Raw genomic sequence first — 26,656 nt, 5'->3', positions numbered from 1 at the left:
TTATTTCGGGATTCCTATTTCGCTTAATGGCCACACCTGCAATTTCACCTTTCCAATTACAGCCTTCTGGGGAATAAAGCCGAAGATCCGGCTATCATTGCTGATTGGCCGATTATCCCCAAGCACAAAAAGCGAATCCTTGGGAACCTTTGTCCGTCCTGTTATTTCTTTTAGAGTAAAATCACCGGTGTATTTCTCTTTAAAAGGAAGTTTTTTCTTTCCCAGTTTGAGATATGGTTCTTTATAGACAACACCATTAACATATAACGTATCGTTTTTCATCTCCACAGTGTCTCCAGGCAGGCCGATTACCCTTTTTATATAATCGTCCTTTGAGTCTGTTGCATGAAACACTACTTCATCAAACCGCTTAGGCTCACCGATTTTACTGATGATCAGACAGTTTCCATCCTGCAGATTGGGCATCATGGATTCTCCCTTTACCAAAGTTGGGGTAAAAATATATGTGCGGCAAATAACTACAATAATAAGAGCGATCAGCGCCGATTTAATCCAGGAAAGCACTTCGTCAAAAACAGGATTTTTTTTCAAAAAACTCATCTTCCTTTACAGATATTTGAAAAACTTGCTGATATTCATTTTAACATATTCTTTAAGATTGACAGATAGTATTCCATTAATTTAAGAGTTTTATCAAAACGCAAGGCATTCAAAACGGGCGTCAGGTTTACATTTGCCAGTATAATGGAATTGTAATAGAAGAATGATTGTTTTTATCTTACAATAGAGAAATAACTCAACTAATGGAATGGAGGTATTTATTTGAATAATCACAAAATTGATTACAGAATCTATGGAGACGATATGCAATTTGTTGAAGTGGAGTTAGATCCCGAGGAAACAGTGGTAGCTGAGGCTGGGAGCTTTATGATGATGGATGACCGTATAGCCATGGAAACCATCTTTGGCGACGGAGCTGGAACAACCGGATTAATGGGCAAGCTTTTCAGTGCAGGCAAAAGAATGCTGACTGGAGAAAGCCTTTTCATGACTGCCTTTACCAATGAGGGCACAGAGAAAAAACACGTTTCATTTGCTTCACCTTATCCAGGAAAAATTATCCCAATGGATTTGAGTGAACTAGGCGGAAAGATAATTTGCCAGAAGGATGCCTTTTTAGCTGCTGCCAAAGGGGTTTCTGTAGGCATCGAATTTCAGAAGAAACTGGGAACAGGTTTCTTTGGCGGAGAAGGCTTCATTATGCAAAAGCTTGAGGGAGATGGAATGGCGTTCGTCCATGCCGGCGGAACCATTCAGAAAAAAGAATTGCAGGAAGGCGAAACACTTCGGGTCGATACCGGCTGCCTTGTTGCCATGACATCAGATGTCAGCTATAGCATTGAAATGGTGAAAGGTGTTAAAACAGCATTATTTGGCGGAGAAGGATTGTTTTTGGCTACAATGCAAGGTCCAGGAGCTGTCTGGATTCAATCTCTTCCATTCAGCAGGCTCGCAAGCCGTGTATTTGCAGCTATGCCGCATAATGGCGGCACAAAAGATGAAGGGAGCATCGCTAAAGGATTATTCAACCTTTTGGATGGAGATTGAAGATATTGGCACAGCTTGCCTGCAATTCTGCTGTGAATTATGGTAAAGAATCCGGGTGCCTTTTCCAATAATGAACATAAATGCCCGTCAGTAAAAACAAGAGGACAGCTCATTTTCAGGATGCTGTCCTCTTGTTTTTGTCCATGTTTTAAAGGGTATATGTGTATATATTGCCTAACGGGAGGAGTAAGATTGAAGCTGCTTAAATGGTCATACCTCAGGAGGAATACGATAAAGACAAGCTTTGACATCTATCCTCATTCCCCTGTGATATTCCGGCGAATCAGAAATTACTACTTTGTTTATAATGTCCAATGGTCCTATCCCGATCCGGCTGTAAATGAAGCAGAATTAAGGGAAATGGAACTTTTGCTTAATCAGGAATTGGGTTTTGAGGAGGGTTATAAAAACCGGAAATCCAAAAAGATGGATTAGTCCGGCGACTTTTAAATCGTATTTTCAAAGCAAATGTTGTCTTCTCTAATCAGATTCTGAAAAACCCTTGCACTGCGTATAAATCCATCTTCCGGTATTCCGGAACTGCCTATGGACCAGCAGGAAGCCAGCACAGCATGGCAGAATCCCCATAGTAAGATTCTTTCCCTGTTCAAGTTCAGTTTTTCCGTAAATATATCTATCCTTTTCCTGATGGTGAATTCAGCATTGACTGATGGCAGTTCATTGATCAGAAACTGAATGGTATCATATTCCCTTTCTCCAGAAAGTCCTTTTGGATCTATTGCTGCCCAGCTTCCGTTTTCTCTCTTCAATATATTTCCATGATGCAAATCTCCATGAAGAAAATATAATCCTCCCGCCGTTGTATTCATATAAGCAAAAACCTGTAAAGCTTCCTTAATAGTTTCTGCGGAAATCTCTCCAAAACCACCACTATGCTTCTTGCTCTCCATGATCAATTCTTTTTCTCTGTCCCTCACAGCATTTACCTTCCACACTGGCTCAGCGGCTCTCCAAAGCTGTTTAAGGAGACCCGCTGCAATTTCAGTCTTTTGATCATCATCCATACAAGCGGCTGCTAAGGAAATGCCGGGTGTAATTTTTTCCAGAATGAGTATGCCCCCGTCTTCGTCATAACCCTTCAGCTCAGCTATATAAGGACCCCTCAGGTATTGAAGAGCATGCAGCTCACTGACAACCTCACCTCCCGGCACGGCCAGCTTTACAACTGCTTCCTTTCCGTTCTTAAATTCGGCAGATGCCACATAGTTATATGATAAATCAAAAATCCCGGTAATCCTAAGGGACCAGCGCCGTTCACATTCCTGCAATAAGCCATCAAGATCATCCAGCCACTTTCGCCCCTTTTCACCATGAGAGGAAATTACATTATCAATAAAGGTTGTAGGCAAATCCATTCCCCGCCAGCATCCTTTCCTTTTTCACTCCTCGTAAATCATCTTCCTTGTCATTCCTCCGTCTATCACCATGTTAATTCCTGTAACAAAGTTATTTTCATGAGCTGTCAGATACAGGCAGGCCCGTGCTATATCGTCCGGCTTTCCGACACGCCCGGAAAAATGCTGTTCATGGTCTTTTTCTCGGAGCCTTGAATAGTCTCCTGTCTCTATCCATCCCGGGGAAATGGCATTCACAGTAATCTTGAATTCGCTTAGTGACGCAGCAAGAGCATGTGTCAAAGCTACTATTCCGCCTTTTGTTGCTGCATATGCTTCTGAATCCGGCTCCGACATCATAGCACGGGTGGAGGCCAAATTCACAATAGATCCGCCATCCTCATTTTCCCTAAAATATTTGGATGCCTCGCGTGATGCCAAAAATACACTCCGCAGATTCGTATTTATTACATCATCCCATTCTTCAATGGATAATTCATAAAGAGATTTAAACGCAGCTTTTCCGGCATTATTGATTAAAATATCGATAGTTTGATAAGATTTTTTCACTTCCTCCATCATGCTGGCCAGTTCACTTTCTTTTCGCACATCTGTTTTAATGAATCTGGCTTCCCCGCCATTTTGGCGGATTTCTTCAGCTGTCTCTTCACCCATTGCTTCTTCTACATCAGCAATGACAACATTTGCACCCTTCTCCCCATAAGCTATAGCAATTCCGCGGCCAATGCCGTTTGCAGCTCCAGTAACAATAACGGTCTTATTTTTATAATCCATGAAAGTCCCTTCCTTCTTTTAATCTTGATTCAGGCAGCATGCAAAATTTACTTGCTGCCTATCTATGGATTACTTTCTTTATCCCCCATAATCATGTTTAATAATCTCCTTCACCCGCTGTCCGATACTCTAAGCTATTCGAACAAACGCTCTGTTAAGCTTGTTTGTTTCCGGCTTCCTCCCTATTACTTTGAGGTTAAAATAAACATAAATCACTGCTGCCAAACAAAAAGATATTTCCATTTTAAGAAAACAGCTTTTTGTGTTATTATCCTTCTTTTGTCCAACCATCCTTGCTATATCCGTGTTCCTCCCCATATCCTAAAGGTTAACTTTGAGGCAAAGACTCAGGTACAGGAAATACAGCACTTCCGCCAAGTGAATTTCCCGCTGGCACTTTTTGGCCTGAAGACCCGAAATAGGATAAAACAAATTAAGAAGGAATGGAAAATCAATTAACGTAATCACCGATCCTGAAGCAATTTAAAATGCTCATAATCTAACTTAGCGTTTCTCTCATGCTGAACCTTCCCGATTTCCTCAAATTGATCTTTCAATAAACCATACATAGTAACATCATAAAAACGGTTGTTTTGATGCATATATTCCTTCAATACACCTTCCTTTTCAAAACCAAGCTTCTGTAATAGCCTGTTTGAGGCATCATTTTCTATGTAAACAATCGCCCCAATTCTATTTAACTCCATATGGAAGAAACCATACGAAAGGACAGCTTCTATTGCTTCTGAAGCAAAACCCATCCTCCAGAAATCAGGGTGGATTTCATATCCGATTTCTGCTCTTTTATGCGACAGGGCTATATTGTTAAATCCTATGGAGCCTATAAGTCCATTCTGACCCTTCCGCTGGATGCCCCAGCGTATTCCCCGTTTATTTCTCCTGCTTTCTGCAAAAAATTCAATGAGTTTTCTAGCTTGTTCTATTTCCCTCATGCTGTCCTGCCCATAAAATTTTGTAACATCGTCTCTTGAAAAGCTGGCAAACAAATCATTTGCATCACTTTCCTTTATTTCTCTAAGCACAAGCCGTTCGGTTTTTAGCTCTTTAAACATTTTATATTCCTTCCTCTCATATGGACAATGTGCCCCATCCACCTTTGCCTAATTTGCATTGTACCTTTTCTGCTTAAAATATCGTTCACCTTTTTTGAACAGTCCAAAGCTGCAGCCTGCACACCTCCAGGCATTAAAAATGTGTATGCTCAATAATCGCGGACTTGAGAGATAACATGTAAGTATGTATCATTTTCCAGAGGGCGGATGACTATCGGTTTCAGATTTCCGTAAAAACAGAACTTCACATTTTCTTCTTCAATTTCTTTTAATGCATCAAGCAGGTACTTTCCATCCATTGTTATTTTCAGCCTGCATATCCCGCTGCTGCCAAGCAATGGCTGTTTTTCGATGATTTCTCCCAGCTGCGGACCGGCTGCGGATAGCATCAAACTCGATGGTCCCTGAACTTCCAGCTTAACATTATGGTTATGCGAATCTGAAGACAGGAAATAAGACCTCTCGATACCCATCAGGAGCAGCTTCGCATTCAGTGCAATTTCTGTTTCAGGATGATCTGGAACCAGCTGATGCACATCCGGGAATCTCCCTGAAATAAGTCTTGTATACACCATGAGCCCGCCTGCTTCAAACCTGATATACTGCTGTGAAATATGGATGATGATCATCCTGTCTTCACGCCCCAGCAGCTTTAACAGTTCATGTACACTGGTTCCTGGGATAATATATGAGCCTTCAATTTGCTGTTCATTTATTTTAATTTTCTTCAGTGCCAATCTGTGGGAATTGGTAGCTGCACAATATAGAAAACCATCTTTAAATATCAGGTTCACTCCTGCCAGAACAGGGTTTCTAATTTGACTGGCTACAGCAAACTTTGTTTGTTTAAAAAGCCGTGCAAGCACTTTTTCTTCCATGGATACAGAATAATCCGGGTCCATCTCCGGCAACTCCGGAAAGTCGCCAGCATTCATTCCCTTCCATTTCACTTCTATTTCACCTGCTTTTAAAACAATTGATAATCCATCACTCTTGATCCAAACATTACCATCGGGCAATCTCTTGAACAGCTCAGAAAAATGTTTGAATGGCACAATGATTTCTCCTATTTCCACTATCTCCAGCGCCTCTATTGTCTGATTGATAAATCTTGAGATGAAAATATCAAAATCGCTGCTTATGAGAGTAAGGCCTTTCTGTCCGGCAGATATCTTAATGCCGGTTATTATAGGATGAACAGAAGAAGCGGAAACCGCCTTGCCCACATCGGCGATGGCTTTTAGCATTACTTCCTGTCTGATGGTAAACTCCATTTTTCCCTCCAGGTGTTTTTGTATTTATTTTAACATATCGAAATTTCAGTGAATTATAAAACAGGAAAGTCTGCTAAAAAAGTCATGTATGTATTTGCATTAATTAAACACAATAACATGAAGCAGAAGGAGGAGTATCAATGGATCAAACCCTAGGATATCTAAGAGAAATTTTGTCCGGCCATACAGACAGTGACCATGCAGGAAAGATTCTTTACCATAAACTTGTGAAAAACAACTATAAGGATGAAGAAGCATTCGTCAGGGATTTATCAAGTTCAGAAGGAGATTATTTGAATAAGGTACTTAAAGAAGCAATTGATTATTCCGAGCAAGAGGGAGACAGCGAAAGAGCAGGGCAGCTGAATGAAGTGTACGAGCTCTTAATTCTCTAAAGGATTAAACAGCTGGCCAAGGGGGGCGTAGCCTCCCTTTTTAAGCCTGTTTAAGATTACAGATCCATATGCATGATGAATTGTTCCCCTTTTTTTCCCATCACCCGATTTCCTCTATCTTCGAAACCGCATGCTTTATAAACATGCTGGGCAGCATGATTGCTGTGATTTACAGCCAGTACTATTTCATTTTTATCAGGGAAGTTTTCCTTCACAAAGGATGGTAATAGCTTAATGGACGTTTTGGCTATTCCTTTGCCCTGATGCGGAGTGTTAATTGAATAGGCCCGAAGCAAAATGCTATCCTGATTTTTACTGTACTGTTTGACCCCTTCCTTTTCATGAAGCACGAAAAAACCGGCTGGGGTGGAGCCATCCATGATCATAACCGGGTATCTTTCATGGTCAGTTTCGCATATTTGCAAGGCCTCTGCGGGCAATGCTGTAAATTGGTGCTGCTCCCCATCCAAATAAAAACTTTCTATTTCACTCCTATATCTTTCATTATAAAATCTAAGTGCAATTACATTATTTAATTGATTCATTGTTAGCCTCCTTAATCTTCTGAAGATGCAATTCATCTGTTATTTTCGCGCCTTGCTACCCTGTATCCTGCCAACTTTCGTAGAAAAGTTCCATTTTTTCTTTTGAGGATAAAAAAAAGAGCCCGGTTTCGGACTCGTTTCTCTAATTCGTGCTGCTGACATTATTTTTATTAAAGGTCATCAATTTTCTGATGGATATAATTAAAGCTGCCGCCCATAGAATGATAAAACCAGTATAAATGGAAGGATAATGGCTCGAATAGTTCGGCAGCCAGGTATTCAAGAGGGTTCTTGCATTCAAGATTATGATAAAGCCTCCAACAAAGACTCCCATCAGCTGTGCTGGAATAATTCTGACCAGCCAGGCAGCAATCGGTGCAGCAAGGATGCCTCCAAGCATTAAAGCACCAACCCACAGCCAATTGACCTGATCCCAGCCCAATGAAATAATAAATCCTAATGTTGCTGAAATAGAAACAGCAAATTCACTGGTATCAACAGTGCCGATTACCTTGCGGGCCGTCATCCCTTTCTTTGAGAGAAGGATTGGTGTGGAGATTGGCCCCCAGCCGCCGCCTCCTGTAGCGTCGGCAAAACCGGCAATCAAACCGAGGGGAATGGATTGCTTATAGGGCAAAGGAGGCAATTCCCTTTCTTCTGATGGCTTAAACAGAAACAGAAAACGAATGATAATATAGGCTCCCAGGATCAATAAAAAGGCTGAAACATATGGTTTCACAGCATCTCCCGGCAGGCTGCTTAAAAAACAGGCACCAGTGAATGCCCCGATTGATCCAGGAATGATAAGGCGAAAAACCATTTTTTTATCTACATTTCCAAATCGGATATGCGAGATTCCTGAGGCTGCAGTTGTCACAACCTCTGACAAATGGACTGATGCTGAGGCAACTGCAGGAGTGATGCCAAATGCCAATAGCAGCGAAGATGAAGTTACTCCATATGCCATACCTAACGACCCGTCTATTAATTGTGCAAGCAATCCGATAAACGCTAAAATCAAAAGTTTCTTCATGTTATACCTCCTTTACCTACCCTAATAATTGGTTTTATCACAATATCTTCCCCTCATTTGCTCTTAAAAAGCTCCATAAAAGCCTTCCTCTTCAGTACTGAATGTTTATATTCTTCACATGCTATGCTTTGAAGCAGCTCCGATTTTTCCTTATGACCCAATTCGCTTTGATTAATTTTCTTGCGCGCTTTCCACAGAAAATCCGTATATTCAATATAGGATTCATCAAATCTGTCCAGCAAATCTTTTTTTATTTTTTTAGCAAGATGAGGACTTGCTCCGCTTGTTGATATACCAATCGTAAGCTTCCCCCGATGGATAGAAGCAGGGATATGGAAATTGCCAAGTTCATGATCGCTTACAGACGACACAAGCTGATTTTCCTGAGCGTTCGAAAGGATTTCTTCATTTAAGATTTTTGAATTTGTTGCAGCCACTAACAAGAAGGCATGATAATAATCTTCCTTTACTGCTTCCTTGTGCAGCACCTTTATTTTCCCCCTGCTCAACAGCTCTTTCATGTCATCGCACAGCCCCGGGCTGATTACTGTTACTATGGCGCCTTCTAAAACAAGAGGCAGCGCTTTTCGATACGCTATTTGGCCTCCTCCTATAATCACACATTCCTTGCCGGATATATTAAGCATGACTGGAAACATGTGAGGCTCCTTCCGAACGCTCTGCTGCCCGCTGCTGCAGGATATCCCCAATCCTCGGATGATATCCGAGATAATTGCAAAGGATAAACTGCTTGCCAGCATCTCGTGATAGAGTGCTGATTGACCTGCGGATGGTTTTCATTAATATTCCAGTGAACAGGAGATAAGGTATGATCAGGACATTCTTATACCTGCTTTTTCCTGCCATCACAAGCCCTTCCTCCAGTCCAGGGGAAGCCGCTGTTAAAAAGCAGACTTCCACTGCGGGAAAACCGGTTTTTATTTTCAGCCGTTCTGCTATTGAGGTCAAATCTCTCTTAACGTCTGGATCGCTGCTTCCCCTCCCGACAAGGAGAACAATGGAATTCTCAATGTCTGTTTCCCCAGTTTCTGCTATCCGCTCTTTCAAAATATCAATCATATAATCATGAACCCCAATAGGAGCACCATATTTAATCTCTATAAAAGGAAAACGCTTCTGGATTCTTTTAAGTTCGTTCGGAATATCTTCCTTCGCATGCATGGCTGCCAACAGCAAAACAGGAAGTACGATGATTTTTTTTGCCCCCCGTTTGACACAGTTCGAGAATGCCTGTTCAATAGAAGGTTCTGCAAGTTCAAGAAAGCCATATTCCTGTATCGCCGCCGGATGCTGATTAATGCACTCCTTAATAAACGAAACTGCCTCCATGCGGGCCTTTTCTACCCTGCTTCCATGGCAGATGTAAAGAATGGCTTCCATTTAAAATCCCTCGCTCACAAGCAGGCTTTCGCTGAATGTAAGCTGCTCAAACCAGCTTATTTTCTTCCTCATTTTTACGACTTCACCAATAATAATCAAAGATGGGTTAACTACATTTTCTTTTGCCGCCGTTTCTGAAGCTTTGCAAAGAGTGGTTACTACAGTTCTTTGTTCCTGAAAGGTTCCCCAGTGGATAAAGGCTACAGGCGTATCGGGATTTTTCCCATGCTCAATCAGCTTTTTCTGGATATATTGAAGATTTTTCACTCCCATATACACCGCAAGTGTATCAATGCCCTTTGCGAGCGCCTCCCATTTGTGTGTATCTTTTTCTCCATTTTTTTTATGGCCGGTAATAAAAGCGAAGGATGACCCATAATCACGATGCGTTACCGGAATCCCGGCATAGGCAGGAGCCGCAATGCCGGCAGTGATGCCGGGTATAACTTCAAATGGAATCCCGTTCACGGCAAGTGCTTCCGCTTCTTCCCCGCCTCTGCCGAATACAAAAGGATCTCCTCCTTTAAGTCTTGTAACCACATTCCCTTTTTTGGCATATTTCACAAGAAACCGGTTAATTGTTTCCTGCTGCATCAAATGAAAATCAGGAAGCTTGCCGCAGTATATCAATTCTGCTCCAGGCTTTGCGTTTTTCAGCAGCTCCTCATTGACCAGGCGATCATACAAAATCACATCCGCTTCCTGGATGGACCTTAAGCCCTTCACGGTAATTAAATCTGGATCTCCTGGACCCGCTCCAGTCAGGTAAACCTTTCCCATAATACTCACCCTTTCTCTGCAAAACTAAAAAAACTTCCATGGGCAGGTGCTTTACACATTCCCCATTGATGGCCAGTTAACGAAGCAGTTTATCTGCCGCCAGTTTCGGGTGAGCATCACTGTCCCGATAAAACAAAACCCGCTCCTTTACTGATTTTCTTTTTTTCATGAAGAGAAATATCATCAATAACTGGAAGCCTTAAATAATGTTTTTCCAATTCAATGTCAACCATTTCAAATGCTGCTTCATCATTTTCTGCGGCAATAATGACATGAATCACTTCTTTATCTACTGTAACCTCAAATCGATATAAGTTCATATTCCCACCTGCCAATTTCTAGACTGCCACACTCTCCAGGTATGTATCGAGCCTTTCCTGAAGCTTGCCTGTTCCCGTTCTTTCGACATATTCAAAGAAAGTTTCTCCAGGGATTTTTGTTTCATGGAAAAACACCAAAAGGTCTTTTAAAACATGCTCCAGCTGCTCCGCTGCAACCTTGCCTTTCAGCTTTTCATTGAACTTGCCGCCTTTATGCAATGTGCCTCCTACGTAAATTTCAAAAGCTTCCACCATAACCTTTTCTTTATTTTTCATTTTGATTCCTTGAAGGCCAATTTCAGCTATTTGCCTTTGGCCGCATGAATTTGGACAGCCTACCATATGAATCCTTACAGGAACATCGAGTTGGAGCTCATCATCCAGAGCTTCTGCCACACGTCTCATTCTTTCCTTCGTTTCTACCAATGCCAGATTGCAATATTCGATTCCCGTGCAAGAAACCGCATAACCCAGTATTTTTTTTGGAGACACCGGAAATTTTTCAAAAATCGCTTCCTTTAAAAATGATTCTACACTTTCATCAGGTATGTTTGGTATGATCAGATTCTGAGAGTTGCAGTTTCTGATTTCCCCGTTGCCGTATTTTCTTGAAATACGGGCAAGTTCCAAAACCTCATCAGGTGTCAGCCGGCCTACAGGTATATGGATCCCTGCATAGTTCAGCCCTTCCTGTTTTTGCTTGTGGACACCATAAAAGTAACCTGCATTCCAGCCTTTTGAAGCATCTTCCCCTTTTTCCTGAAGAGGTCCAGTATACTCAAGCAGCTTTTCCTTGAATTTCTCCGGACCCCAGTCGGCAACTAGAAATTTCAGGCGTGAATGGTGCCGTTTTTCTCTGTATCCATAGTCCCTGAAAATGGTTGTGACGGCAATGGCCACCTTCAGTATCTGATCTGGAGTGATAAATATATCCAGTGTTTCCGCAAGCTTCGGAACGGCTGATAGTCCCCCGCCAACTTTCACATGGAAGCCCTCGATTCTTGCACCATTCACTTCCTTATACGCCGGCACAAAGGAAACATCGTTGATTTCGGAATTGGATGCATTATAAAGATTCGTTGAGACAGAAATTTTGAATTTTCTTGGCAAATTAGAAAAATCTTCATTCTTGCTGAAATAATGAAAAAGTTCATTGACCAATTCTCTTGTATCAAATAATTCTTCAGCATCTATACCGGCAAGCGGACTTCCGACAATATTCCGGGTGATATCTCCGCATGCCCCCGCTGTCGTCAAGCCTGCTTTTTCAAGGCGGCTGAAAATATCGGGTATTTGATCGATGGTCAGCCAGTGAAACTGCACGGCCTGCCGTGTTGTAATATCATATACGCCGCGGCCGTAATCCCTGGCAATAAGGGCAAGCGTTTCTGCCTGCTCATTAGTCAGGATGCCTGATGGGATAACAACCCGCATCATAAAGTAGCCATCCTCTTTAGGCCTCTGCAAATAAAGGCCTGCCCACTTAAACATATCCCATTCTTCCTTTGGAATTGATTCAAATCCGTTTTCAGCATAAAAAGGAATATCTTCAAAAATCCTGAGGCCATCTTTTTCAAGTTTCTTGATTTCTGTTTTATTTAGTTTAGGATGATCCTGCCAATTTTTTTCGTAGCCCATGTCCCGTTCCCCCTGCTTAAATAAAATTTCTGCCAGTTAAATAGTGCAGTAGCTGGCTGACACATTCTTCAATGGAATAACGTTCTGTTTCAAGAATGATTTCTGGATTCCGCGGTTCCTCGTAGGGAGAATCTATGCCGGTAAAGTTCTTGATCAGACCGCCCCGGGCTTTCTGATACAGTCCTTTCGGATCACGGCTTTCACATTCCTCAACTGGGCACCTGACGTATACCTCAATAAATTCGTTGTCTTCAAGCAGGTTTCTGACTGTATCGCGGTCCTCCTGAAAAGGAGAAATGAAAGCAGTCAAAACGACCTGGCCACTGTCGACGAAAAGTCTTGAAACTTCTCCAATACGGCGGATATTTTCCTTTCTGTCACTGTCAGTAAACCCTAAATCCTTATTCAGCCCATGACGGATATTATCACCGTCGAGAACATAATTGCCGATTCCATTTTTGTATAAAGCATTTGCAAGTTCATTTGCTATCGTTGATTTGCCTGAGCCAGAAAGCCCTGTGAACCAAATGACAAAGCTATGATGCCCATTTTGCACTCTTCTGAATTCCTTTGATAATGATAATTCATGCCATGTAATATTTGAAGCTGCCTCCAAACCCATGCCCCCCCTTTTTCTAATCAAACCTGCACTTCATCCTTTTTCATTCCTTTAATCAGTACTTCGATGACTTCCCTGCGGCTGAATTCAGCCGGAGGAATTTCTCCGTTTCGAAGCATTTCCCGCACTTTTGTTCCTGATAAAATAACATGATCCTCTGAGTTATGCGGACAGGTCTTGGCAGAGGCCATGTTTTTGCACTTGCTGCAATAAAAGCTATGTTCAAAGAATAAGAGGGTAATTCCAAGCTCTTGCTCTGTAAAATCTGAAAAGATTTTCTGGGCATCATATGTGCCGTAATAATCGCCTACTCCTGCATGATCACGGCCAACTATGAAATGCGTACAGCCATAATTTTTGCGGACCATTGCATGAAATACCGCTTCTCTTGGTCCCGCATAGCGCATGGCTGCTGGAAAAACGGAAAGAAACACCCTTTCTTTAGGATAATAGTTTTCAATGAGCACCTGATAGCTTTCCATCCTGATGTCTGCAGGGATATCATCTGATTTTGTCTCTCCTACCAGAGGATTAAGCAGCAATCCATCTACTATTTCCAGTGCAGTTTTTTGGATATATTCATGGGCACGATGAACAGGATTTCTGGTCTGGAAGCCCACAATCGTATTCCAGCCCTTGTCAGAAAAGATTTTTCTGGTTTCTTTCGGATCTCTGTAAAAATCCCTGAAGCCCTTCCTTTCGACTCTTTTAGTCAGCTTTATTTCTCCGCCGATATAAATATCCCCCCTGCTGTAAAGCTTTTGTACCCCCGGGTGTTCGCTGCTCTCAGTTCCATAGACACTGCTTGCTTCTTTGCTTTTATCAGGCTCATAAATATCAGCGATCATTATGGTGCCGTACGTGATGCCATCATGGACCAGCCTTGCTTCCTCTCCTTTTGAAAGGATTTGTGCGGCTTCCCTGGAGGCGGGAAGAGTAATTGGAATGCTCCAAACCGCTCCACTCAAAAGCCGCATATTATCAACGACGGAATCATAATCCTTTTGTGCCAAAAATCCCTCAATTGGGCTGAAGCCCCCTGTTCCAATCAATTCAAGATCACTTAATGAAATGGCATCAAGCTCTATTTCTTTTTTTATATGTGCTGTCTCATAATGGGGATTCCACTTATTGATAAGTGTTCCTCCATGCGGTTTGCTTAGTGTCACGTTTTTTTCCTCCCATGTTTTCTTGTGTTCTATTTTTTGGGCTCTTTTCTTGAAGATTTTAGTTTTTTTAATATGTTCTGTGAAGCTTTTTTTTAACTGGCTTGATTGTAGCGTAAGATTCGTGACTACTGCGGGATTAGCGGGAAGGTGAGACCCCGCAAGCATTACATTCGAGGCTCACCGCACGCCCTCACAAAGCGGGCAGCCTGGAGCGGAAATCAGCCACCTTATTTCATAACAACAAAGTTTACAAAAACAGTTATTTTTTATGAAGTATGAAGCCCGCACTCCGTTTTCCCGGTGGCTGACCATCTTCCTGACCTCAGGTCATCTTCATTCACAGCTGCGGCCGTACACGTTTCACAGCCAATGCTTGGATAGCCTTTATCATGCAGAATGTTATATTGCAGATCATTTTTATGGGCATACCGCCAAACATCCTTCCATGTCCAATGAATGAGCGGACAAATCTTAACAGATTTGAACTTATTGTCTTTATTAAAGTACTCGGTATTTCCTCTGGATGGGGATTGCTCCCGCCTCAGACCAGAAATCCAGGCAAGCGGCATAGAAAGAACTTCATTCAGGGGAATGATTTTTCTGAGTTCACAGCATTTATCAGGCTCTCTTTTCCATAATTCAGGTCCATATTGTTCTGCCTGTTCTGCAAGCGTCAGTTCAGGCTTCTTCATTTCAATCTGTAAATTCGGGTATCTTTCACTTACCTTTTGTATTAATTGATATGTCTCCGCGAAATGCAGGCCGGTGTCTAAGAAAACAATCTTTGCCTTATCGGTAATCTTCGAAATCAGATCAATCAGAACAATACCTTCTATTCCGAAGCTGCAGGCATACACCAATTCATCAGCATAGGTTTTATAGGACCAATCTAAAACTTCAAGAGCCCCTTTTGTTTCACTATCCTCCGGGAACTTAACAAGCGGATATTCATTAAAATTCTGATACAGCAATATGTCATTGCCCATAAACTGCCTCCTTTCAGTGTTCAGCTATAATCCCTAATAAAAAAAGGCAGCATTAACAAAAACCCGCTAATACCGCCTCTAGTTGTCTAGTCAGCTATTTTTATTCATTTGTGAGCAGAGATTTTTCATAAAAAAAACCCTTCCGCTTTGGAAAGATTTTGGCAATGTCATATAAACATATACCTTATCTCCCAAAATGCATCACATTTTGTTGGAATTGGCACCTTGCATACTATGCAGGTTGCCGGACATCATCGGGCCAATTCCCTCAGTCTCTCTAGATAAGTTTGATTATTAAGAATAATAACACAACAATAAAATATGTCAATAAGTTATCTTATTTATTTACTTGGATATTAATGATCATCTCTTGAAAATATTACTATGCGGAAAGATGCCATTTTGGACCTTCCATTTTGCATTTCACATATATTGCATCATGCGTTAATTTTAAGGGGGAATTTATATTTTTCCGATAAAGACACTTTTGAATTATATTAAGGCTTCCGCCCAGAAAAAAAATGAAGCCTCAAAAAACCTGCTGAACCCCCAGACATTCACTATGTTAAACACTCTTATAAAAAAAGAATTGGCTTTTCCTGCAGAAATCGATAAAGGACTCCTGCCTCACGAAACAGCAATTGTAAGCAAGGTACGGGAAGAAACCAAACAAGCGAATCGGAATAACCTTACCCGAACGAACGCTTATCTTGATTGCTATGAAAGAAATCCGGAACTCCATTGGTCCCTGCTTGCCCATTTAGTATCCAGAAACGGCGGATATCATATGACAGATTTAAAAGGGGAGAGCATGAACCATCTTTTCAGCAAGGATGATCAGAAAATATTCTTTCGCTTTTTAGAGCATGCAAATGCAGCCATCTTTTCAGATGCCTATCCGCAGCTCCTATTATATGAACTCTATAAAAAAAAACCGTTTAAGCTCAGGAAGCTTCTAAACATCTTTCATATTTCCCGATTTATGCATCCAATCTGGGAAATGTTTACGGCAGAGAAAAATCCTCCCCTGCTCACTGCTGCCATGATAATAAATGAACAAAGGATGCTAGAAGATCGCATATTAAAGCGCACCAGCCATGGAGAAATACTTCAGAGAATTGATTTTCAGCTCCAGGAATTTTTAGGTTTCACTACAGTCATTTTTCCATTTTCCTATAAAAAAGCATCACCAAGCTCCCTGACTGGCCTCACCGTAAAACGCTTTGCCGATTTGTCCAGCCGAATTATGACAGGCAAGAAGCTGTACGCAATTCTCTTTCAGCATCCTGAAATTCACAAAGGAATTTATCAATTTTCAAAGTCAATCCCTCATACAGGGTCAAGAGCGGATTATTGGCCCTATATATTCGGGGAAAATAAGCAGCAAGGCAAAATTCACAGCCCAAACCTAACGGAAGCATGGCCGGATGAACAACTCCCGATTATTCCGATGCTTGACTGGTTTAAAAATGAGGACTGCATGGATGACCTTATAGAACTGCCTGCAATGAAAAAACTGGACATAACAGAAACCGCGATGAATAATCTCCGCCAGCTGCAGCTAATCAATGAAATAAAGGCCATTATCTAAGGTCCCTACTGCATTTTTTGATTCTGAACAATCTCACTTTTGCGGGCAGTCATTCCCAGGGCGGGGGTTACCGAAACATAATAATTCTGCCTGTTTTCGGCGGTTTACAATCTAATTTTGCTGCTGCAAACATTTTATTGCGTTAAAAAATCCGTTTCCTTAATCAGGAAACGGAAGCTCTTCAGGCATGTACTCCGGCTTGTAATGGAGCATTTTTCTTCATGAATCTTGGCAAAATGATGCTGTAGAATATACCAACAAAGAACAGGCAGGATCCGACAAGCCAAAATAAAGATTCAACTGTAATATGTTTAGGATAAAAGCCTGCAATCAAAAGCAGGGTAACCGATTGGGACATCATCATCAGGGGATTGACCCAGCCCTGCACCCGCCCCATCATTTTGGGATCAACAATGCGTGGCATCCATCCTCCAATCGCTACGTTGATCATTGGAAGAGATAAGGCGACCGCTCCAGAACTGATTAAATAGAGCATTGTGGAAGGAACCACTGCCCCCCATGCTGTTGCTATCCCAGAAAGCAGTAAACCGAGCACAAGCATTTTATAAAGCTTCATCTTCTGTGCAAGCATGGAAGCCATTACACTGCCGGCAAGCACCCCAGCGCCAAAGACAATTCCGAGAACGATGCTATACTCTTCATAATGACTAGGCTCCAACTTGTACTTTAATATGAATACCTGCATGACAGAAAAGGCTCCATTGATAATTCCAAAAACGATGAACCCGCAAATCAGGCTGGCCAGCAGCTTATTTTTAAGAATGTAAAAGATTCCGACTTTAAAGTCACTCAGTACAAAGGAGAAATTCAAATCCTTCAATGAATGATGTCCATTTGGAAGGCGCACTTCCTTGCTTAACCGGCAGGACTTAATTAAAAACCCGCTTATAATGAAACCAAGCACATCAATCAGGATGGCACCGCGGATGCCAAAGTGCCAATAGCAGAAAATCCCAAGTCCAGAGCCAAACAGCATGAACAAACTTGAAACCATCTGGTTCAGCCCGGCTGCTGTCGTATAATCTTCAGGGGTTAATATGCCCTGGATAATGGCCGATTCTGCCGGGGAGAAAAAATTCCGGACTGCACTTCTTAAAAACAGAAGTGCGAAAGTAAGCGGGATCCATTGAATAATTAATGAAAGAATAAACAGGAGAGATAACCCTGCACATATCCAGTCACAATAAAGCGCTACCTTTTGGCGGTCCAGGCGGTCAGCTGCAACACCTACCATGAAGAAAACCGCCAATGCAGGCAGAGAAAACATCAGCTCCGTTATCGTCGCATATACCGGCTGATTTGAGTAGCGGTTAAGCAAATAAAACATAAACGCAGTAAGCCAATCGTACCGCCCATTTGTGATGTAAAGGCGGCTAAGAATAACTTTGTGAAATTTTTTTCGCGGAAAACACTTGCCATTTTGTTCATATTAAACCTGCCTCTTCTTATTTTTATTAACATAATTATACAGAAAAGGGTTATTTTAATATATAGCCTGCCGCTGTTTTTTCTCTCCGACTATAGTCTGAGAAGAATGTCCGCATGCCGTATTAGCAATGGCTTAATACAGTATTTTATTAATAATTATTCCCCTTCAAATGTTCCCCTTATCAAGGCTTGGCCATTTTCGACCATCATCCGCCCTTTGGCAAATACCGTTTCAATTTGATATGTCTCTTTATGCATAAGCAAAATATCTGCATCTTTTCCAGCTTCTATTCTCCCTTTTTGGGAGAGTTTTAAAATATTTGCAGGGTTTTCTGTTACTGCCCGAAAGCTATTCTCTGCCGATACTCCATCAATAGTGATCGCGTCCTTAACAGCTTCATATAAAGACATGCATTTTCCTATACTAAGCCCTGCCAAATTTCCGGTGCTGTCAAAATCGGGCAGGCTTGCCTGCCCATCAGAGGTAAAGGTCATTCTGCTGATGTCCACACCTGCTTCAAGTGCCAGCTTTAGAGCAGTACTTGCCTTCACTTCTCCATCTTCAATGAATTTTTTGATGGTACTTGTCGTAAAGTCAATATATCCGCCATTTTTCGCATATTTAATTCCTGCATGAAATAAATGATGGTTTCTGTTAATATGCGTCGGATAGAATTGGCTGATTGGCACCTCGGTTTTTTCTACGACTTGCTCAATCACCTCTAGATGATCCATACTGTCTCCAACATGGATATTGACAACTCCTGATTTTCCGGATAGTAAGCCCCCAACACGGGCCTCTGAGGAGAGTCTTGCAATTTCCTCCGCTGAAGGCTGTGATGATCTATGGTCTGCTATGGCTATTTCCCCTACTCCGATAATTTTATCAATTAAAATTAAATCATCCTCTATTTTTCCGGTTAACGTTTTAACTGGCACCTGATAAGAGCCTGTATGCACAAAGCAGGTAATTCCTTCTTCTTCAAGAGCTCTTGCCTTGGCAAGCAGCGCAGGCATGGTTCTTGTCGTTCCATCTGTTCCAATTACCCCAACCAGTGTAGTAATGCCTGCAAGTGTTGCATCTGTCAGCTGAATTTCCGGTGTTCTTGTTTTGTAACCTCCCTCGCCTCCGCCGCCTATAATATGAACATGGGCATCTATAAAACCCGGCACTACAAGCTTTCCTGATGCCTGTATTACTTTTACTTGATCAAAGGATTCTGGAATTTCAATTTCATCTTCTATAAAACCTATTTTATCGGCAACAAGCAGTACATCCTTTTTCCCAATATATTCAGGGGCATATACTTCTCCATTTTTTATTAGCGTAAGCATATTGCATTCACCCTCCAATGTATTCTCTGTTTAACTTGCCTGGTGATTCCCGGTTCAATCAGTAAAGTGCTTAAGCCAGCCATTTACTTCAATAAATTTTCATTAATAATAATTAACTTTCTTACAATAGCATTTTTTCTGCACATCAAAGGTTTTAAAAGATGTGCCCGGGGTAAATATCAACCATAACCCTACCGATTAAGAATTTTTATATAAAATATCACTAACAAAAGGAGAAAAACATGATGAGTGAATTGATTTCCACTGAAGTTTCATTAAATAAGAAGCTGACCATGAGACAATTAATGGAATTATACCAAATTACCAAAAATTCCGGGAGCACTGCGTATTTCATGTGCAAGCAAAAAATCGTTGATTCTGCCAAGCTTTCAAGTCTCGTATCCTTCATGCTCACACTTAATGAATGTTCGGATATCAAAGTAATCATTGAAGGAGCCAACGTTCAGGAAACTCTCCAAAGCATAAAGGATTGCTGCCACTCATCAACGATTTGGCAAAATGATAAGTTTAAATTCTTTGCCAATCCCGAACAGACTATACAGATATAATGATATTCCGCGAACAACATCTGAAGGCTGCCTTTTAAAAATGGCGGCTTTTTTACTTTCCTGAAATAGCTTCCATCTGCAATAACCCAGAAAATGCTGAAAAATAAGCCGTGTTCAGAAGCACACGGCTTATTTTTCTGCTTTCAGAAGTGCTATTTCCATTTAAATATTCTGTTCTTCCATTTGTCAAAGTTCTTTTTGAGATTTCCGCCTTGTTCCAGCCAGTATTTCCACTTATCCTGCTGTTCTTTTTCCTTTTGCCTCTCTTCAATGAGAGGGCCTATATCCTGTACATTAAAAGATTCCGGATGCTCTTTGGCCAAAGCCTTTGACATGATTTTTTTAAAAACAATGGCAGCCCCTTCACTGCTGTGTGTTGTCAGATAGTTGCTTGAATCAGTTTTATCAGTTCCTGCCCATACTGCACCAACCAATTTTGGCGTATATCCTACAAACCATTGATCCTTAACGCCTTGGTCCCTTCCATTTATTACTGCCTGGGCAGAGCCAGTCTTACCGGCAATTTCATAACCGGGAACAGCTGCATTCTTCCCTGTCCCGTATTTAACAACACCAAGAAGCATGCTGGTTATTTTCTCAGCAACCTTTTTTGTTGTCACTTTTGTCTTCTTCTTTGTCCAGTGAGCGATCTCTTTCCCCTCAGAGTTTTCAATTTTGACAATGGTATGGGCATCTGACCGTGTACCATTATTGGCAAATGCCGAGTAAGCTTCTGCCATATCCAGCGGAGAAACCCCTTTATCCATCCCGCCCAATGCAAGAGCTAAACTTTTATCCTTTTTATCAAGCGGTATCCCGAACCTTTTGAGAGCATCGACGCCCTTATCAGCTCCTATTTCATTAAGCAGCCAGACAGTAGGGACATTGAGGGATTTCATGGCTGCTTCATACATGGGAACTTGTCCTTCATATTGACCATTAAGATTGGATGGCTCATAGTTCCCAAATTTCATTTTTTCATCTTTTAACTCACTTGTGATTTCATAACCTTCCTCTAGTGCAGGGGTATAAACAGCGAGCGGCTTCATAGCAGATCCTGGCTGGGCTCTTAGCTGGGAGGCGCGGTTGTATCCCAGAAAAACATGTTCTCCCCGTCCCCCTATTAATGCTTGAATGCCGCCAGATTTTGGGTCCATTAATACAGCACTGCTTTGTACGGCTCCTTTGTTTGAACGATCCAGAAAATCGAGCTCATTATTATAAACATTTTCTGCATCCGCCTGCATCCCCTGGTCAAGGGCAGTGAAAATCTTGTAACCGCCTCTTAGCAGCTCATCCGTATTCAAATGATACTTTCCAGCTGCTTCACGAAGGACCTGATTTACATAATAAGGAAATTTCCCCTTTAGTGGATCCTTAAGGTTTCTTCCATCAAGTTTTAACCTTTCATTTCTCGCCTGTGAATATTCACCTTTTTTCAGTTTTCCATTGGATTTCATTCTGGATAAAACAAGGTTTCTCCGCTCAATGGTCTTATCCATATATTTATAGGGGTCAAGCGCTGACGGTGCATTGATCATTCCGGCAAGTGCAGCGCTCTCTGATAAGGTCAATTTTGACGGGTCTTTCCCAAAATAAATTTCTGAAGCTTTTTGGATTCCCCAAGCTCCATGGCCAAAATATACCTGATTTAAATACATTTCCATAATTTCGCTTTTTTTATATTTTCTTTCCACTTCACGGGCAAGGAAAAATTCTTCCCATTTTCTCTTAAAGGTCCTCTCAGGCTTCAATAAGGATATTTTTACAAGCTGCTGTGTAATGGTACTTCCTCCTTCAACTACACCCCTTGCTTTAATATCTGTTAAGAGAGCCCGCATGATGCCTTGATAATCAATCCCATGATGTTCATAAAAACGGCGGTCTTCAATTGATATCACAGCATTTTTCATTGATTCTGGAATTTTATCAATTGGAACCCCTTCAGTTTTATTTGATGTGATCCTGCTTGCAAGCACGCCCTTTCCATCATAAATTTCCGTAGGGCGTGCAAGTTTATCATTTAAATTGATTTTCGGCCTGTAAAAGGCTGAAAATCCTACCGCCACTATTGCAATAATGCAGAAGACCGCCAGAATACGCGGCCATGCTTTTTTTCTGTATTTTTTTCTGTTTCTTTCGATTCTTTTCATAATGCCTCCCTATTTTTGCGATGGCAAAACCAATTTTAACAGCTTTTAATTCCTTTACCCACTTTTTAGTTCATACTCTGTATATATTTTTCCTAATATCATGTAAACTATCTCTTTTTCTCATGCAGCCGATCATATTGGACAGAAAAAGGCAGCCGCGGTTTAACGGCTGCCTTGCAGGCTACATGCTTATGTCATTACAGAATGAATGGCCTCTGTACTTTTGCCTCTTTTAGTTGATTTGATTCTCCGGTGGCGAGTTCCCTGCATAATGTCTCCATATACATATACACTAACTGTCTTGTTTTATGGTCCGTCCCGATGACATCCAAGTGCTGCAGACATCGTCTTATGGTCGGGTGAACATTGGCATGTATTATTTCAACCACCCCTTTTCACTTCATTTGCCACAATTATAGTGCTTTTTTTTCCGGTATGTAATGGTACTTTTTTCTTATACTGTGACAAAAAAATCTGTCTTTATATTATTTGGCCATTACCTAAAATCCCTTATTTTTCATCATTTCCAGGGAACATGGATAATTTCCGTAAAATGGGGTATTAAAAAGTTAATTCAAAGAATACGAATATTGGCTTTGTTTAAGCACTTTGCTGATTGCGGCAGATTCATTAGACTCCTGAAAGTCTGGCACCGGGAGCCGCAGTCATCAGGCAAGGCATGCAGAGCCTAATAAATTTTCATGTCAGGAGATGAAACATATGTCCATTTCTTTTAAACAAATTGTAGTTGCCTATGACGGCAGTGATGAAGGAAAGAGAGCCATCGAATACGGAATTTACTTCAAAGAAAGAATCCCTGAATCCAAACTTACTATTGCCCATGTTTATAATGAAAGAGTAGAGCAAAGAGCCGTGGGGAATCCTGGGTCTGCCGGATTAGCAAATGACGGCTATTATATTGATCCGACCCAAATGCATCCCGTGCTGCCGGTAGAGAATAACTATAACAGAGATGCTGAAACACATCTTGTAGTTTCAAATAGTGTGACAGCAGCAGAAAGCCACTGCTTAAGTATCCTCAGCGAAAACGGTGTGGACGGGAACTTTGAAATACTCGAAGGGAATCCTGCAGAAAGCATCAGCAGCTATGCTGAGCGAATTGGTGCAGATGTGATTATAGTCGGAAACAGCGGAAAATCGGGGATTCAAAAATTGTTCACAGGAAGCACCGGGAGCTCCATAATTAAGGATGCATCTTGTCCTGTCCTGATAGCTAAATAGTGCTTAACATCTCCCTGCCTAAACTTCAGTTTCCATAAGGCTCTGCTTTTGACTGGCGGCTGCATAAGCACCATGCAGCCTCCGATTATTTACATCAAATTCAGCTTGGTTTATTGTGCCTCCCGTTTACCAGCTCCTGGTATCTTTGTACTGCATCTTGTTTGCCGGCTGTACTGTAAAGCCGGTAATTATCCTCATCCAATATACGGTAATGCTGGCTGATCATATTTTGCTGAAGCACAAATCCATATTCGGAAGAGACTTCCTTCCACCAGACCTTGCCGCCCATTGTTTTTTCCTTTTTAAAATCTGCACCGGCCCTGGCGACCGTTTCAACCGCTTCAAGCGGATCTCCTCCAAAGGAAGATTGTATAACATCGCTTTCGCGAAAAAGCGCACATATGGCAATCACTGCCGTCCAGCCAGCCCGGGTTCTGCCTTTTTCAATTTGAACCAGAGTTTTTTTTGACAGACCGATTATTTCCGCCATTTTATCCTGTGTATAACCCATTTCCACCCTGACAAGCTTGATCTTGTCGGAGACTATCTCAATAATATCCTGCTTATTCACACTCTCACCGCCTCTTAAGACCTCTGCCAAGAAATAAAAGCCGCCATGTACCGGCAGCTTAAAATACATTTATTTTAACGGGCCTGTACTGCAATCTGATGAACAAGACTTCTTTAACGCACAAGCACCGCATTTTCCCTGTTTAGATTTGCTGATGAATTTATACATGGCCCATGATGCATATCCAATGATCAATGCGCCTAAAATGAAATTAATCATGATGCTGCCTCCTGTCAGAAAAATAATTTTCCTCCTTGATAAATGGCAATCGAAATGATGTAGGCAAGTATTAAAGCATACATAACAGCAAAGAACGTCCATTTCTTAGAGCTGGTTTCTTTGAAGATAGTCGCAGTAGTAGCCAGGCAAGGGATATACAATAAGATAAATGCCATGAAGCTATATGCTGATAGCGGTGTAAAGAAATCACCCAGCAATCCCTGCAGGCGAACGTCTCCTGAAGTATGGTAAATAATATTCATCGATGAAATAATCGCTTCTTTTGCTAAAAATCCAGTAATCAGCGATGCTCCAGCCTGCCAGGTCCCAAATCCTAAAGGTGCCAGCAGTGGAGCGACCGTACCGCCAATCATGGCAAGGAAACTATCATCCATATTCACTCCCCATCCGGACAGGCCGGAGCTAGAAAGCAGCCAAATAAAAACGGAGCCTGCAAAAATGAATGTTCCAGCCTTTTTAACAAAGCCTTTTCCCTTATCCCACGTGCTTCTCCAAAGGGCTTTACCCTGAGGCATGCGATACGGCGGCAGCTCTATTACAAAAAAGGAGCTTTCACCTTTTAGTATGGTGGAAGAAAATATCTTTGCCAGAACAAGTGCGACTGCTATTCCAAGCAAATAAAGCGATAATACGATTAAAGCCTTATTGTGCACAAAGAAGGCGCCGGCAAAAAGTGTATAAACGGGCAGCCTGGCCGAGCAGGACATTAAAGGTGTAAGCAGTATAGTCAGCAGCCTTTCCTTAGGCTGTTCAATTGTTCTTGCAGACATGATCCCGGGTACGTTGCATCCAAATCCGATAATCATGGGAATGAATGCTTTTCCGTTCAGCCCGACAGATTCCATCAGCCGGTCCATCACCAGAGCCACCCGTGCCATATAGCCTGAATCCTCAAGGATGGATATGAATAAGAATAAAATAAAGATCTGAGGCACAAATACAAGCACTCCGCCCACACCGGCCACAATTCCATCCAAAATAAGCGATTTAATAAATCCGGATGCACCTGCTGCATTCAGGATCAGGGTAATCGTTTTCGTCAGCGGCCCTGACATAAAGGCATCGAGGGCATTGGATAACGGAAAGCCAAACCAGTCAAATGTCAGCATAAACATGAGATACATGACGCCGCAAAAAATAGGGATGCCAAGGTATTTGTTTGTCACAATCGCATCCACACGATCTGTCAAGGTGAGTGTTTTCGTCTCTTTGCGCTCCATCACTTCATGAATGATTTCTTTTATCTTCTTCTGCCTTGTTTCATATATATAAGATTCAACGCTTTTCGAATTCCCGGAAGCTATGACTTTTTGATTGATTACAGAAATGAACTCCTCAAGCCATTGATGATCTGCATATTGACCAAGATAATGCTTTACATCAGGATTCCCTTCCAAAAGCTGAAGGCACAGCCAGCGGACAGATAATCGTGTTTCAGGCAGCTGTTTTCCTAAAAGAGCAATGCCTTCCTCGACCGCTTGTCCATAATCAATGAAAGAGTTTAATGAACCCTGCACGTTTTCTTGAACGACTACCTCTGCAAGTTCATCACACCCTGATCCATTTCTTGCGGTTATCGGAACAACAGGAGATCCTAAAATGGAGCTCAGCTTACCTGCATTAATTTTAATGCCTCGTTTATCAGCAACATCGCCCATATTCAAACCTATAACAATCGGCTTTCCATACTCCATGATTTGCATGGTCAAATGAAGGTTTCTTTCAAGCTGGGAGGCATCCAGTATATTCAGCACAGTCCTGCACGTTTCATTCAAAAAGAACTGAGTGACAACCCCCTCATCCCGTGAAAGAGGATTGAGAGTATAAACGCCTGGCAAATCAATAATCTTTCCGCTTGAATGCTTTAATGTGCCCACCTTTTTTTCTACCGTTACACCGCTCCAGTTTCCTACATATTCGTATGAACCTGTTAAGTGGTTGAATAGTGAGGTTTTTCCTGTATTCGGGTTTCCAAGCAGTGCAATGCTCATGCCAATTCCCGCTCTACTTCTATCTCGTCAGCATCTCTGCGCCTGATGGCAACAGATTGCCCATTGCATTCTATCATATAAGGGCCGCCAAATGGCATGATGCATCTAAGGCAAACCTCAGAACCTTCACAAATCCCTAAATCAAGCAACCTTCTTCTCACTAGCTGGTTTGTCTTTACCATGCTAAAAACCACTGCTTTTTCCCCTGCCTTTAAGCCTGTTAACATGCTGATCCCCCCAAACAGTGAAAAATGTATCTCAATATATGTTTTTTGAATATGGATTACAGGCAGCCCGCTGGAAGCCTGGTTCTAATATAGCTCAATGACAGATTATCCTGTCAATTAATGATGTGAAAATGATTATCATTTACATTTGATATGTATCATTATATTACATAACAAAAAAAAATAGAAAGAAATATTCTTCTAAAAACTAAAATTACGTTTCTTCTTTTTCACGTGATTTCCGGATGGCATCTGCACCTGCTCCAGAAAAAATCACAGGTTTTATGTACAGCTAATTAAAGCTGTGACAGACATGATAGAAGTCATTATCACGGA

At 41.6% G+C, this 26,656-nt stretch carries 28 protein-coding genes, 1 pseudogene and 1 riboswitch; of the genes and pseudogenes, 6 read left to right on the top strand and 23 right to left on the bottom strand.

The genetic code is table 11. The features are described from left to right. Positions 1-561, bottom strand: a complete 561-nt coding sequence (gene lepB / locus BM126_RS00610) for a signal peptidase I (RefSeq protein WP_141770013.1) — start codon at positions 559-561, stop codon at positions 1-3. 222 nt (positions 562-783) lie between these two features. Here lepB and BM126_RS00605 point away from each other — a divergent pair, with 222 nt between their 5' ends. Continuing rightward, positions 784-1,569 (top strand): TIGR00266 family protein, encoded by a 786-nt coding sequence (locus BM126_RS00605; RefSeq protein WP_071353106.1) that lies wholly within the window; start codon positions 784-786, stop codon positions 1,567-1,569. A gap of 192 nt (positions 1,570-1,761) precedes the next feature. Beyond that, positions 1,762-2,004 (top strand): hypothetical protein, encoded by a 243-nt coding sequence (locus BM126_RS00600; protein WP_090987237.1) that lies wholly within the window; start codon positions 1,762-1,764, stop codon positions 2,002-2,004. Between the two features lie 11 nt (positions 2,005-2,015). Here the strand turns inward: BM126_RS00600 and BM126_RS00595 are convergent, their stop codons facing one another. The 4 genes from BM126_RS00595 to dnaN form a co-directional block, all read right to left on the bottom strand. Further along, a complete protein-coding gene (locus tag BM126_RS00595) occupies positions 2,016-2,945 on the bottom strand; it encodes an aminoglycoside phosphotransferase family protein (RefSeq protein WP_090987234.1) in 930 nt (309 codons plus the stop codon). Positions 2,946-2,969: 24 nt separating this feature from the next. Continuing rightward, on the bottom strand, positions 2,970-3,719 hold the full coding sequence (locus BM126_RS00590; RefSeq protein WP_090987232.1) for a glucose 1-dehydrogenase: 750 nt from the start codon (positions 3,717-3,719) through the stop codon (positions 2,970-2,972). Between the two features lie 464 nt (positions 3,720-4,183). After that, positions 4,184-4,792 (bottom strand): GNAT family N-acetyltransferase, encoded by a 609-nt coding sequence (locus tag BM126_RS00585; RefSeq protein WP_090987231.1) that lies wholly within the window; start codon positions 4,790-4,792, stop codon positions 4,184-4,186. 149 nt (positions 4,793-4,941) lie between these two features. Continuing rightward, positions 4,942-6,066 (bottom strand): DNA polymerase III subunit beta, encoded by a 1,125-nt coding sequence (gene dnaN, locus BM126_RS00580; protein ID WP_090987229.1) that lies wholly within the window; start codon positions 6,064-6,066, stop codon positions 4,942-4,944. A 140-nt stretch (positions 6,067-6,206) separates the two neighbouring features. Here dnaN and BM126_RS00575 point away from each other — a divergent pair, with 140 nt between their 5' ends. After that, positions 6,207-6,461 carry a sigma-G-dependent sporulation-specific acid-soluble spore protein CsgA gene (locus BM126_RS00575; protein ID WP_090987227.1) on the top strand — a complete coding sequence of 85 codons (255 nt, stop codon included), beginning with the start codon at positions 6,207-6,209 and terminating at the stop codon, positions 6,459-6,461. Positions 6,462-6,517: 56 nt separating this feature from the next. On the opposite strand, the gene BM126_RS00570 is transcribed toward BM126_RS00575, so the two are convergent. The 10 genes from BM126_RS00570 to BM126_RS00525 all read right to left on the bottom strand — a co-directional run bounded on the left by BM126_RS00570 (position 6,518) and on the right by BM126_RS00525 (position 14,952). Further along, on the bottom strand, positions 6,518-7,006 hold the full coding sequence (locus BM126_RS00570; RefSeq protein ID WP_090987225.1) for a GNAT family N-acetyltransferase: 489 nt from the start codon (positions 7,004-7,006) through the stop codon (positions 6,518-6,520). Positions 7,007-7,148: 142 nt separating this feature from the next. Next, positions 7,149-8,039 (bottom strand): sulfite exporter TauE/SafE family protein, encoded by an 891-nt coding sequence (locus BM126_RS00565; protein WP_090987223.1) that lies wholly within the window; start codon positions 8,037-8,039, stop codon positions 7,149-7,151. 53 nt (positions 8,040-8,092) lie between these two features. Next, positions 8,093-8,698, bottom strand: coding sequence for an NAD(P)-dependent oxidoreductase (locus tag BM126_RS00560; RefSeq protein ID WP_090987221.1), 606 nt, complete (start codon positions 8,696-8,698; stop codon positions 8,093-8,095). Next, on the bottom strand, positions 8,679-9,440 hold the full coding sequence (locus tag BM126_RS00555) for a sirohydrochlorin chelatase (protein WP_090987220.1): 762 nt from the start codon (positions 9,438-9,440) through the stop codon (positions 8,679-8,681). Before BM126_RS00555 ends, BM126_RS00560 begins: the two co-directional genes overlap by 20 nt. Further along, entirely contained in the window at positions 9,441-10,220 is a 780-nt protein-coding gene (cobA, locus tag BM126_RS00550) for a uroporphyrinogen-III C-methyltransferase (protein ID WP_090987218.1), read from the bottom strand. Between the two features lie 116 nt (positions 10,221-10,336). Further along, entirely contained in the window at positions 10,337-10,540 is a 204-nt protein-coding gene (locus tag BM126_RS00545) for a DUF3906 family protein (RefSeq protein WP_090987216.1), read from the bottom strand. An 18-nt stretch (positions 10,541-10,558) separates the two neighbouring features. Continuing rightward, a complete protein-coding gene (locus BM126_RS00540; protein WP_090987214.1) occupies positions 10,559-12,178 on the bottom strand; it encodes a nitrite/sulfite reductase in 1,620 nt (539 codons plus the stop codon). A 16-nt stretch (positions 12,179-12,194) separates the two neighbouring features. After that, positions 12,195-12,800: an adenylyl-sulfate kinase gene (gene cysC, locus BM126_RS00535; protein WP_141770012.1), complete on the bottom strand. Its 606-nt coding sequence runs from the start codon at positions 12,798-12,800 to the stop codon at positions 12,195-12,197. 17 nt (positions 12,801-12,817) lie between these two features. Then, positions 12,818-13,966 carry a sulfate adenylyltransferase gene (sat, locus tag BM126_RS00530; RefSeq protein WP_090988345.1) on the bottom strand — a complete coding sequence of 383 codons (1,149 nt, stop codon included), beginning with the start codon at positions 13,964-13,966 and terminating at the stop codon, positions 12,818-12,820. Positions 13,967-14,232: 266 nt separating this feature from the next. Continuing rightward, positions 14,233-14,952 carry a phosphoadenylyl-sulfate reductase gene (locus BM126_RS00525; protein ID WP_090987210.1) on the bottom strand — a complete coding sequence of 240 codons (720 nt, stop codon included), beginning with the start codon at positions 14,950-14,952 and terminating at the stop codon, positions 14,233-14,235. A gap of 181 nt (positions 14,953-15,133) precedes the next feature. Continuing rightward, positions 15,134-15,240: riboswitch (SAM riboswitch) on the bottom strand. 199 nt (positions 15,241-15,439) lie between these two features. On the opposite strand from BM126_RS00525, the gene BM126_RS00520 reads away from it, so the two are divergent. Continuing rightward, entirely contained in the window at positions 15,440-16,543 is a 1,104-nt protein-coding gene (locus BM126_RS00520; protein ID WP_090987208.1) for a DUF2515 family protein, read from the top strand. A 181-nt stretch (positions 16,544-16,724) separates the two neighbouring features. Here BM126_RS00520 and BM126_RS00515 read toward each other — a convergent pair. Then, a pseudogene (locus tag BM126_RS00515) lies at positions 16,725-17,992 on the bottom strand (MFS transporter). A gap of 156 nt (positions 17,993-18,148) precedes the next feature. Beyond that, positions 18,149-19,327 (bottom strand): beta-aspartyl-peptidase, encoded by a 1,179-nt coding sequence (iadA, locus tag BM126_RS00510; protein ID WP_090987206.1) that lies wholly within the window; start codon positions 19,325-19,327, stop codon positions 18,149-18,151. A 245-nt stretch (positions 19,328-19,572) separates the two neighbouring features. Here iadA and BM126_RS00505 point away from each other — a divergent pair, with 245 nt between their 5' ends. After that, the gene (locus BM126_RS00505; RefSeq protein ID WP_090987204.1) at positions 19,573-19,896 is read left to right on the top strand and encodes a hypothetical protein; all 324 of its coding nucleotides are present in this window, start codon (positions 19,573-19,575) and stop codon (positions 19,894-19,896) included. 152 nt (positions 19,897-20,048) lie between these two features. On the opposite strand, the gene BM126_RS00500 is transcribed toward BM126_RS00505, so the two are convergent. Continuing rightward, entirely contained in the window at positions 20,049-22,049 is a 2,001-nt protein-coding gene (locus tag BM126_RS00500) for a transglycosylase domain-containing protein (RefSeq protein ID WP_090987202.1), read from the bottom strand. A 197-nt stretch (positions 22,050-22,246) separates the two neighbouring features. Next, positions 22,247-22,438 carry a hypothetical protein gene (locus BM126_RS21790; protein ID WP_141770011.1) on the bottom strand — a complete coding sequence of 64 codons (192 nt, stop codon included), beginning with the start codon at positions 22,436-22,438 and terminating at the stop codon, positions 22,247-22,249. A gap of 331 nt (positions 22,439-22,769) precedes the next feature. Between BM126_RS21790 and BM126_RS00495 the strand changes: the two genes are divergently transcribed. After that, positions 22,770-23,291 carry a universal stress protein gene (locus BM126_RS00495; RefSeq protein ID WP_177201255.1) on the top strand — a complete coding sequence of 174 codons (522 nt, stop codon included), beginning with the start codon at positions 22,770-22,772 and terminating at the stop codon, positions 23,289-23,291. Between the two features lie 100 nt (positions 23,292-23,391). Here BM126_RS00495 and BM126_RS00490 read toward each other — a convergent pair whose 3' ends face one another. The 4 genes from BM126_RS00490 to BM126_RS00475 all read right to left on the bottom strand — a co-directional run bounded on the left by BM126_RS00490 (position 23,392) and on the right by BM126_RS00475 (position 26,320). Then, positions 23,392-23,862 carry a helix-turn-helix transcriptional regulator gene (locus tag BM126_RS00490; RefSeq protein ID WP_090988343.1) on the bottom strand — a complete coding sequence of 157 codons (471 nt, stop codon included), beginning with the start codon at positions 23,860-23,862 and terminating at the stop codon, positions 23,392-23,394. 69 nt (positions 23,863-23,931) lie between these two features. After that, positions 23,932-24,081 carry a FeoB-associated Cys-rich membrane protein gene (locus BM126_RS00485; RefSeq protein ID WP_371261388.1) on the bottom strand — a complete coding sequence of 50 codons (150 nt, stop codon included), beginning with the start codon at positions 24,079-24,081 and terminating at the stop codon, positions 23,932-23,934. Positions 24,082-24,095: 14 nt separating this feature from the next. After that, entirely contained in the window at positions 24,096-26,093 is a 1,998-nt protein-coding gene (gene feoB, locus BM126_RS00480) for a ferrous iron transport protein B (protein ID WP_090987198.1), read from the bottom strand. Next, positions 26,090-26,320, bottom strand: a complete 231-nt coding sequence (locus tag BM126_RS00475) for a FeoA family protein (protein WP_071353085.1) — start codon at positions 26,318-26,320, stop codon at positions 26,090-26,092. The genes feoB and BM126_RS00475 overlap by 4 nt, the downstream gene beginning before the upstream one ends. Positions 26,321-26,656: the final 336 nt, after the last annotated feature.

This window comes from Bacillus sp. OV322 (assembly GCF_900112495.1).
GTDB lineage: Bacteria > Bacillota > Bacilli > Bacillales > DSM-1321 > Peribacillus.
Note: the sequence above shows the minus strand (reverse complement) of the source record. Positions and strands in the feature narration are given on the sequence as shown.

What these genes read in the sequence shown, in the direction of transcription:
- lepB (WP_141770013.1), bottom strand. Translation starts at nt 561, where the DNA reads ATGAGTTTTTTGAAAAAAAATCCTGTTTTTGACGAAGTGCTTTCCTGG.
- iadA (WP_090987206.1), bottom strand. Translation starts at nt 19,327, where the DNA reads ATGCTTACGCTAATAAAAAATGGAGAAGTATATGCCCCTGAATATATT.
- BM126_RS00575 (WP_090987227.1), top strand. Translation starts at nt 6,207, where the DNA reads ATGGATCAAACCCTAGGATATCTAAGAGAAATTTTGTCCGGCCATACA.
- BM126_RS00525 (WP_090987210.1), bottom strand. Translation starts at nt 14,952, where the DNA reads ATGGGCAATGACATATTGCTGTATCAGAATTTTAATGAATATCCGCTT.
- BM126_RS00485 (WP_371261388.1), bottom strand. Translation starts at nt 24,081, where the DNA reads ATGATTAATTTCATTTTAGGCGCATTGATCATTGGATATGCATCATGG.
- cobA (WP_090987218.1), bottom strand. Translation starts at nt 10,220, where the DNA reads ATGGGAAAGGTTTACCTGACTGGAGCGGGTCCAGGAGATCCAGATTTA.
- BM126_RS00570 (WP_090987225.1), bottom strand. Translation starts at nt 7,006, where the DNA reads ATGAATCAATTAAATAATGTAATTGCACTTAGATTTTATAATGAAAGA.
- BM126_RS00555 (WP_090987220.1), bottom strand. Translation starts at nt 9,440, where the DNA reads ATGGAAGCCATTCTTTACATCTGCCATGGAAGCAGGGTAGAAAAGGCC.
- BM126_RS00545 (WP_090987216.1), bottom strand. Translation starts at nt 10,540, where the DNA reads ATGAACTTATATCGATTTGAGGTTACAGTAGATAAAGAAGTGATTCAT.
- BM126_RS00495 (WP_177201255.1), top strand. Translation starts at nt 22,770, where the DNA reads ATGTCCATTTCTTTTAAACAAATTGTAGTTGCCTATGACGGCAGTGAT.
- BM126_RS00475 (WP_071353085.1), bottom strand. Translation starts at nt 26,320, where the DNA reads ATGTTAACAGGCTTAAAGGCAGGGGAAAAAGCAGTGGTTTTTAGCATG.
- feoB (WP_090987198.1), bottom strand. Translation starts at nt 26,093, where the DNA reads ATGAGCATTGCACTGCTTGGAAACCCGAATACAGGAAAAACCTCACTA.
- BM126_RS00565 (WP_090987223.1), bottom strand. Translation starts at nt 8,039, where the DNA reads ATGAAGAAACTTTTGATTTTAGCGTTTATCGGATTGCTTGCACAATTA.
- BM126_RS00595 (WP_090987234.1), bottom strand. Translation starts at nt 2,945, where the DNA reads ATGGATTTGCCTACAACCTTTATTGATAATGTAATTTCCTCTCATGGT.
- BM126_RS00590 (WP_090987232.1), bottom strand. Translation starts at nt 3,719, where the DNA reads ATGGATTATAAAAATAAGACCGTTATTGTTACTGGAGCTGCAAACGGC.
- BM126_RS00560 (WP_090987221.1), bottom strand. Translation starts at nt 8,698, where the DNA reads ATGTTTCCAGTCATGCTTAATATATCCGGCAAGGAATGTGTGATTATA.
- dnaN (WP_090987229.1), bottom strand. Translation starts at nt 6,066, where the DNA reads ATGGAGTTTACCATCAGACAGGAAGTAATGCTAAAAGCCATCGCCGAT.
- BM126_RS00505 (WP_090987204.1), top strand. Translation starts at nt 19,573, where the DNA reads ATGAGTGAATTGATTTCCACTGAAGTTTCATTAAATAAGAAGCTGACC.
- BM126_RS00585 (WP_090987231.1), bottom strand. Translation starts at nt 4,792, where the DNA reads ATGTTTAAAGAGCTAAAAACCGAACGGCTTGTGCTTAGAGAAATAAAG.
- BM126_RS00540 (WP_090987214.1), bottom strand. Translation starts at nt 12,178, where the DNA reads ATGGGCTACGAAAAAAATTGGCAGGATCATCCTAAACTAAATAAAACA.
- cysC (WP_141770012.1), bottom strand. Translation starts at nt 12,800, where the DNA reads ATGGGTTTGGAGGCAGCTTCAAATATTACATGGCATGAATTATCATTA.
- BM126_RS00500 (WP_090987202.1), bottom strand. Translation starts at nt 22,049, where the DNA reads ATGAAAAGAATCGAAAGAAACAGAAAAAAATACAGAAAAAAAGCATGG.